This window comes from Psychrobacter sp. (assembly GCF_030457785.1).
Taxonomy (GTDB): domain Bacteria; phylum Pseudomonadota; class Gammaproteobacteria; order Pseudomonadales; family Moraxellaceae; genus Psychrobacter.
Window position 1 is genome coordinate 1 of sequence record NZ_JAKDUI010000130.1, and the last position, 7,870, is coordinate 7,870.

At 44.8% G+C, this 7,870-nt stretch carries 6 protein-coding genes; 4 read left to right on the top strand and 2 right to left on the bottom strand.

Going from position 1 to position 7,870, the window contains the following annotated elements; all coding sequences use genetic code 11:
- Nucleotides 1-229: 229 nt before the first annotated feature.
- Nucleotides 230-1,633: a class II fumarate hydratase gene (gene fumC, locus L0J61_RS07345; protein WP_301465715.1), complete on the bottom strand. Its 1,404-nt coding sequence runs from the start codon at nucleotides 1,631-1,633 to the stop codon at nucleotides 230-232.
- Nucleotides 1,634-1,775: 142 nt separating this feature from the next.
- On the opposite strand from fumC, the gene L0J61_RS07350 reads away from it, so the two are divergent.
- The 3 genes from L0J61_RS07350 (at nucleotide 1,776) to L0J61_RS07360 (ending at nucleotide 3,346) form a co-directional block, all read left to right on the top strand.
- Nucleotides 1,776-2,507 carry a 5-formyltetrahydrofolate cyclo-ligase gene (locus L0J61_RS07350; protein ID WP_301465716.1) on the top strand — a complete coding sequence of 244 codons (732 nt, stop codon included), beginning with the start codon at nucleotides 1,776-1,778 and terminating at the stop codon, nucleotides 2,505-2,507.
- On the top strand, nucleotides 2,507-2,761 hold the full coding sequence (locus L0J61_RS07355) for a hypothetical protein (protein WP_301465717.1): 255 nt from the start codon (nucleotides 2,507-2,509) through the stop codon (nucleotides 2,759-2,761). The genes L0J61_RS07350 and L0J61_RS07355 overlap by 1 nt, the downstream gene beginning before the upstream one ends.
- A gap of 132 nt (nucleotides 2,762-2,893) precedes the next feature.
- The gene (locus L0J61_RS07360; RefSeq protein WP_301465718.1) at nucleotides 2,894-3,346 is read left to right on the top strand and encodes a hypothetical protein; all 453 of its coding nucleotides are present in this window, start codon (nucleotides 2,894-2,896) and stop codon (nucleotides 3,344-3,346) included.
- 70 nt (nucleotides 3,347-3,416) lie between these two features.
- Here the strand turns inward: L0J61_RS07360 and L0J61_RS07365 are convergent, their stop codons facing one another.
- Complete coding sequence (locus L0J61_RS07365) at nucleotides 3,417-4,778, bottom strand: Na+/H+ antiporter family protein (RefSeq protein ID WP_301465719.1); 1,362 nt, start codon at nucleotides 4,776-4,778, stop codon at nucleotides 3,417-3,419.
- A gap of 477 nt (nucleotides 4,779-5,255) precedes the next feature.
- On the opposite strand from L0J61_RS07365, the gene lon reads away from it, so the two are divergent.
- The gene (lon, locus tag L0J61_RS07370; protein ID WP_301465721.1) at nucleotides 5,256-7,685 is read left to right on the top strand and encodes an endopeptidase La; all 2,430 of its coding nucleotides are present in this window, start codon (nucleotides 5,256-5,258) and stop codon (nucleotides 7,683-7,685) included.
- Nucleotides 7,686-7,870: the final 185 nt, after the last annotated feature.

Below are 7,870 nucleotides of genomic sequence, written 5' to 3' on the forward strand. Positions count from 1 at the left end.
ATCTTTAAGATTATATCTCCTATATAAAATATAGAGCTGGCTTGGAAAGTATAAACCAAAAAAGACCTTGCCACATTCTCTTATAACTCTTATAAGAGGTGACAAGGTCTTTTTATTTCTAAATTCTCAGTGAAACAAGTATGACACTACCGGAAAGACGAGTGCAAACTGTACCTGTTGTACACTAAGCAAGTCTAACGCCGTAGTAGGTCAATATTTGGTCTACTGCTTATTTAGGATTCACCATATCAGCAGGAATGACCCACTCATCAAACTGCGCTTCAGTTAATAGCTCAAGTTCTACAGCAACTTGCTTAAGCGTTTTGTTTTCTTTATAAGCGGTCTTAGCGATTTTCGCTGCATTTTCATAGCCAACATGACGGTTAAGCGCCGTGACTAGCATCAGTGAATTGTGCAAGAAATCATCAATTTTTTCTTTAACTGGCTCGATACCGGTTGCACAGTTTTCGTTGAAGCTGTTACACGCATCGCCAAGCAGCTTAATAGACTGCAACAAGTTAAAGGCGACCACTGGCTTATAAACGTTTAGCTCAAAGTTACCTGACGCGCCAGCCATACTGATAGTCGTGTCGTTACCCATCACTTGTGCCACAACCATCGTCATCGCTTCTGACTGAGTTGGGTTCACTTTGCCTGGCATGATAGAAGAACCTGGCTCATTTTCAGGAATGGTCAATTCGCCAAGACCACAACGAGGACCAGACGCCAACCAACGTACGTCGTTAGCGATTTTGTTCAAGCTAGCAGCCAATGTTTTTAATGCGCCTGAAGCAAATACTTCTGCATCACGAGCGGCTAGTGCTTCAAATTTGTTCGGTGCTGTGACAAACGGCAAGTCAGTCAATGTTGATAATTGCTCCGCTGCTTTTACCGCATAATCAGGGTGCGCATTGAGACCAGTACCGACCGCAGTACCGCCAAGTGGCAATTCATATAGACCTTGTAGCGCGTTATCGATGCGAACTAGCGCATGATCCAGCTGGCTTACATAACCGCTGAACTCCTGACCTAGCGTCAAAGGCGTGGCGTCTTGTAAATGGGTACGACCGATTTTAACGATGCTATCGAATTCTTTAGCTTTAGCAGCCAATGTGTCACGCAGTGCTATGACCGCAGGAATCAACAAACTGTTCATTTGACGAGCAGCAGCAACACGAATCGCTGTTGGGAAGCTGTCATTGGTAGACTGTGCATGGTTTACGTGGTCATTTGGATGAATCGGCGTATAGCTGCCACGCTCAGAACCAGCGATTTCATTGGCACGATTTGCTAGCACTTCGTTCATGTTCATGTTTGACTGCGTGCCAGAGCCCGTCTGCCAAACAACCAATGGGAACTGATCGGTAAGACCGCCGTTGATGATTTCGTCAGCCGCTTGTACGATTAGGTCGCGCTTGTCGCCTTCGATACGCTCTAAGCTAGCATTGGTAATAGCAGCGGCTTTTTTGACCAGCGCCATTGCTTCAATCATTGGACGTGGTAATGTCTCGCCACCGATTTTAAAGTTTTGGCGGCTACGCTGTGTTTGCGCACCCCAATAAGCATCGGCTGGGACTTCCACGTTGCCCATTGTGTCTTTTTCAGTACGAGTTGCCTGATTCTGTGTCGACATAACTACCCTCTCTGGTTTGTTGTTGTATGGCTGAGCCGTAAAAAGTGCAACTTTCTGCTGCACATCAAGAAAGATACGATGTAAAGTGGCATTATAATAGCATGACTTTTCACAAATTTCTCCACGTCCGTGAGGGTAACTGATGTCTAAAATCAACAGCCAATCACAATCAACCAATTCACCACCTGATCTATCGATTAATAGCAGCGCTACTGATCAAGGTAGCGCCAATCAAAGTAATGCTAATCACGATAAAACCATGACGAAACCAACTAATGGCACTAGCAATCCGCCCAGACGGCAATTTACCCGCCAGCGCCGCCAGTTAAATCCAAACCATCGTCGGCAATACGCACAATTAGCAAGCTTGCATTTGAGCAAGCTACAGCAGCGACTGCCAGATAACGCGCGCATCGGTCTATATTACGACGGCTTCGGTGAGCTGCCCACTCAGCCACTGTTGGACTGGTGTCAGCATTTAGGTTACCAACCATATTTACCCATCGTGGGTTCACTTGGCAACGACGATAAGCGAATGCGCTTCGTACCCATTTATCATACAAAACTGCTCAATATACCCACACGAATTCATCGGTTAGGAATGCGGCAAAATCATAGTCGCAAGCTATTGTGGGCGACAGCGTTAGATGTCATCATCTGTCCATTGGTAGCGGCAGACTTAGACGGCAACCGCATGGGCATGGGCGGTGGATTTTATGATACAACGCTTGGTAACAGCTATCGCTCAGGGGCAAAAAAACCGTTAAAAATAGGCTGGTGCTATGATTTTCAAGTAGTAGACAAGCTGGTGCGTCAGTCTTGGGATGTGCCTTTAGACGGCTTGATTACGCCAAGTGGGATACGGTGGTTTTGATGAAAAATGAGAATGAAAATATAAACCAGACAGACAGCTACTCTAGCGCAGAGGGTGTCGAGCTGCATTTGCAAACGCTAGAAAGCGTAGAAACTGAGGCACGCTATTACAGCCAAGAGCAGCCTTTTAGCTCGGACGAGCTGACAAGTATCATCAATGAAGAACGCTTGAATGAACTGATGACGCAAAGTGATGTGTTTCTCAGTAATCTACATGACGAAATAAACGAGTTTGATGATTTTGAGCGCTTTTGACAACTAAGGTGTGTCCTCATTTTAAAGTGAGGATAACAAGCAGTAATCGTTTATTCATCAAATGATTGAGCAAACTATTATCGTTTGCTAGAATCATAAATAATTATCATTACTGATTAGGTTCATTTAATTATGACAAGTAAAATAAAACAAGCATTTCTATCAACAACATTACTAAAGCTCTGTTTTTATCTTTTTTGCATACTGTTTGTCTTGTCTCCCATTGTGTATATTTATGACGCTAATGGTTTTGATTTTACCAATGTTAAGAGCCTTGCATTTTCTCTAGCGACATTTTATACCTTCGCACTTATCGGCTATATAGAAATACAACGCGACAAACAACCCAATAACAAACCATTTTCACCTGTTTTGATTCTTATATCGCAGCTTTTCTTAGGCATATTATTTGCTTTATTTTCTGTATCCGCCATCACTTATATAAGAGGGAATTTAGCGCTAGACCAAATATACGATCCAGTTTTACAGTTTTTTTTCGTATACCTGATAGCTAAAAGCATCACAGAGATGAAAAATGGTCTAGAAAATACAGAAGAGACAACTGCACCCTCGTCATGTTCTTGAACCACCCAGAATTTTACCAAAAAAAAGACTTATTAAATAAGTCTTTTTTTTGCACGAGCACTTTTTAGACTTACAGCACCATCGCTGCAATCCAGCCAAAGGCTAATAGCGGAATGTTGTAATGCAAGAAAGTCGGTACCACGCTGTCTTTAATATGATCATGCTGTCCATCAATATTCAGACCAGATGTCGGACCAAGAGTAGAATCTGAGGCAGGCGAACCGGCATCGCCTAGCGCACCTGCGGTACCGATAATCGCAACGGTAGCCAGTGGCGAAAACCCAAGCGAGATACACAAGGGTACATATATCGCGGCAATAATCGGAATCGTCGAAAACGATGAGCCAATACCCATGGTGACGACCAAACCAATTCCCAACATGACCAAAGCAGCAATGGCTTTATTACCAGCAAATAAGTTGGTCGCGCCATCGATTAGGGGTGCAATTTCACCAGTCGCTTTCATCACTTCTGCAAAACCCTGTGCAGTAATCATAATGAAACCAATCATCGCCATCAATTTGATACCGTCATTAAATACTGTGTCTGCTTCACGCCATTTGACCACCCCTGTCGCCATAAAGACACCAAAGCCAAACATTGACCCAAGTAATAACGAGTCAGTATAAAGCTGCACCACAAAGGCGGTGACAATGGCAGCCAACGCCGCCAGTGTCTTTAGCTTGCTTTGCATCGCAGCACCAGACGCCGTCTCACTCAATGTATCGCCTTTTATCGCTGCATCGTGGGCGCTCTTGTCTATCGTCACCTGTTGATAATGACGCGGCTTGCGATAGCTGATAAATACTGCTGTCAGCAAACCAAGTAGCATACCTAGTGCTGGAATCGCCATCGCTTGCACCACTGAAACCTCAGCGATATCAATGCCCGCTTCACCGACGTTTTTGAGCATGATTTGATTGAGATAAATATCACCAAACCCATAAGGAATAAACATGTAAGTGGTAACGAGACCAAAGGTCAGTAGACAAGTAATGAGCCGTCTGTCAATCTGCATGCGATTAAACGCCAAGAGTAATGGCGGTACCAATAATGGAATAAAAGCAATGTGAATAGGTATTAAGTTCTGGCTAAAGCAGCTCATCATGACCAGACCTGCAAACAACATATATTTAATCATGCCACTCGTGCCACCAGCATCTATCCGCTTGATGACCGCCCCTGCCAATGATTGAGGTAGGCCTGAATGTGCAATCGCTACTGCAAATGCACCGAGCAACGCATACGACAGCGCAATTTGCGCACCATTTCGGATACCTTCTTGAAAAGCATTTAGCGTATCTGTCATGCCGAGGCCTGCAATGAGCCCACCTGCCAGCGCTCCGATTAATAAACTGAGCACCACGTGCACTCTCGCTAGGGACAACCCCAGCATGATAACGACTGCCAGCAGCACTGCATTGATGGCCATACACTCACCTCTCTTTCTCTTTTATCGCTTGTTTTTTAACTTACTAATACCCTTCCCACGTTCTATATTTTAGGGTTCAGTATTGTTTCGATTTCGTGCGCTAAGACTCAGTACCGCTAACACCCTTCATTCAATATCAGAGCATGAGCATTGTGCGCGCGACATTTTACCTGATTTGCTCTCTAAAACCTACGCACAACAGCGCACAGACACCCGTTAAAACTCAAATAAACCGACAACACGCTCCGCTGTTTATCAAAGTAAGCCTTGCAATTTTATAGAGCAGCACCATTTATCTAAAGACGAGCCACGAACTTGACTTTACAAGTCTGGTTAACGAGGAAGGAATATATGAGCGAACATAATATAGATAAAGACAATATCGACATCGACGTCTCAACGACGGATTCTGATGAGAATGCTTCGAGCGATACAAAAGAAAGCACACCCGTTGCGGCTAAAGAATCAGAAGACAGTATGGACAATGAGCCGGTAACCTATTTACCTCTACTGGCATTGCGCGACGTTGTCGTTTACCCACATATGCAAATTGCATTGTTTGTCGGGCGTTCTCCATCGGTGAAAGCCGTCGAACTAGCGCAGGCTGAGTACGGCAACAAAGTATTCGTCGTTGCACAAAAAGACTCGCTGACCGAAGATATTGATCAAGACAACTTGTACCAATATGGCACCGTTTGCCGCATCGTCAACACGATGCCGCATGATAGTGACGAGAATTGCATTAAAGTATTGATCGAAGGTCAATACCGTGCACGCGTTGATCATATCGAAAATCACGACGAGCTGTTGATGGCAAACTTTGAACGTGCTGATATTGATGTCAGCATGGATGAGAGCCAACAGAAAAACACCATTCAAGCATTAAACACGCTATTTGAAGGTTATGCAGAAGCACGTCTACGTAATGCTCGTGAACTCAGTCGTGTGGCAAAGCGTATCGATGACTTGCTTGAATTGGTCTACTTTATCTCAACGCGTGTCTCGATGGATCTTGATGTCAAACAGTCGTTCTTAGAAAACGACGACATCAAAACGCACATCAACACCCTAACAGAATATTTGGTCAAACAGAGCGCTGAACAAAACATCGAGCAAGATATTCAAGATGCCGTGCGTCAGCAAATGGAAGACAACCAACGCGAATACTTCTTGAATGAAAAGATGAAAGCCATTAAAAACGAACTGTCCGATATGAACGACGGTAGCTTTGATGGTGAAGATGATGTCGCTGAACTAGAAAATCGCCTAGAAAATGCCGACTTGCCAGACGATGTGCGCAAAAAAGCCGAGCAAGAATTCAAAAAACTAAAAATGATGCCACCAGCATCAAGTGAATCTTCGGTCGTACGTAACTATATTGAATGGATTTTGGATACGCCGTGGAATGCGGCCAGCAAGGTTTCAATCAACTTAGATAAAGCCAAGACGGTACTAGACGAAGATCATTATGGTCTAAAAGATGTCAAAGACCGCATCTTAGAATATCTGGCAGTACAATCACGCGTGAAGAAACTTCGTGGTCCGATTCTTTGCCTAGTCGGCCCTCCAGGTGTCGGTAAAACTTCTTTGGGTGAATCGATTGCTCGAGCAACTGGTCGAAAGTTTGTACGTATGGCGCTTGGCGGCGTGCGTGACGAAGCAGAAATTCGTGGGCATCGTCGTACCTATATCGGTGCGATGCCAGGTAAAATCGTGCAGTCGCTGGCAAAAGTCGAAGTCAAAAACCCGCTATTCTTATTAGATGAAATCGATAAAATGGCGCAAGATTTCCGCGGTGATCCGGCGTCAGCATTGCTTGAAGTGTTGGACCCATCACAAAACGACACCTTCAACGACCATTACTTAGACATGGACTTAGACCTGTCTCAGGTGATGTTTATCTGTACAGCCAACAGCATGGACATGCCACCTGCTCTGCTTGATCGCATGGAAATCATTCGTCTACCAGGGTACACCGAAGAAGAAAAGGTCAATATCGCGCAGAAGTATTTGGTGCCAAAGGCTGTCAAACAAAACGGTCTGAAAGCAGGCGAAATTGAGATTGTAGAAGCAGCATTGCATAGCATCGTTCGCAGCTATACTCGTGAAGCAGGTGTGCGTAACCTAGAGCGCGAAGTCAACAAAATTTGCCGTAAAGTCGTTCGTGGTTCGGTCGAAAGTCATGGTGCACGCGCTCCGAAAAAAGCAGATCGTGAGTTGGTCGTTGTTGATGACAAAAACATCGACGACTATTTAGGTGTTCATCAATACGACTATGGACTGGCTGAAGAAGATCCTGAAATAGGTCGTATCACTGGTCTTGCCTGGACACAAGTCGGTGGTGAGCTACTCACTATCGAAGCCGTCGCGATGAAAGGTAAAGGCGAGCTAAACTTTACAGGGTCGTTGGGTGATGTGATGAAAGAATCAATCCGAGCTGCCATGAGCGTGGTACGTGCACGCGGCGATAGCTTAGGTATCGACTACGACACGGTCAAAACCACCGACGTGCATGTACATATGCCAGAAGGCGCTACACCGAAAGATGGTCCATCTGCTGGTGGCGCACTCACCACAGCATTAGTATCTGCTTTGACTGGTATCGCCATCCGTCCAGACATCGCGATGACGGGCGAGATTACCTTACGCGGTAAAATATTGCGTATCGGCGGTCTAAAAGAAAAACTGCTCGCAGCCCATCGCGGCGGTATCAAGCTTGTCTTAATTCCCTCTGCCAACGAGCGTGATTTGGCCGATATTCCTGACAATGTTAAGGAAGGTCTAACCATTCAGCCAGTCGCAACGATCGATGAGGTGTTAAAAGCCGCTTTAGTAAGTAAGCCCAAGCCACTTAAACCTGCGAAAGTCACTGTCGACAAAACCTCAGGTAAAGCGTTACGCAGCTAAACCAACGTATACTCAGTCAAATTATTAAATCAGCCGCTCTTCGTAATGATGAGCGGTTTTTTTATATCTGCCCGATGCACTGCCCTTCAAACCCATACGATACTTACATTTATTAACGGATTGTTGCGGACTTGATGAATAAATATGTCCAGTGCTTAGTTATAATTATTTCGACATTAACGAAT

Bases quoted from the DNA above. Each gene is read 5' to 3' on its own strand.
- lon (WP_301465721.1), top strand. From the start codon at position 5,256: ATGGACAATGAGCCGGTAACCTATTTACCTCTACTGGCATTGCGCGAC.
- L0J61_RS07350 (WP_301465716.1), top strand. From the start codon at position 1,776: ATGTCTAAAATCAACAGCCAATCACAATCAACCAATTCACCACCTGAT.
- L0J61_RS07365 (WP_301465719.1), bottom strand. From the start codon at position 4,778: ATGGCCATCAATGCAGTGCTGCTGGCAGTCGTTATCATGCTGGGGTTG.
- L0J61_RS07360 (WP_301465718.1), top strand. From the start codon at position 2,894: ATGACAAGTAAAATAAAACAAGCATTTCTATCAACAACATTACTAAAG.
- L0J61_RS07355 (WP_301465717.1), top strand. From the start codon at position 2,507: ATGAAAAATGAGAATGAAAATATAAACCAGACAGACAGCTACTCTAGC.
- fumC (WP_301465715.1), bottom strand. From the start codon at position 1,633: ATGTCGACACAGAATCAGGCAACTCGTACTGAAAAAGACACAATGGGC.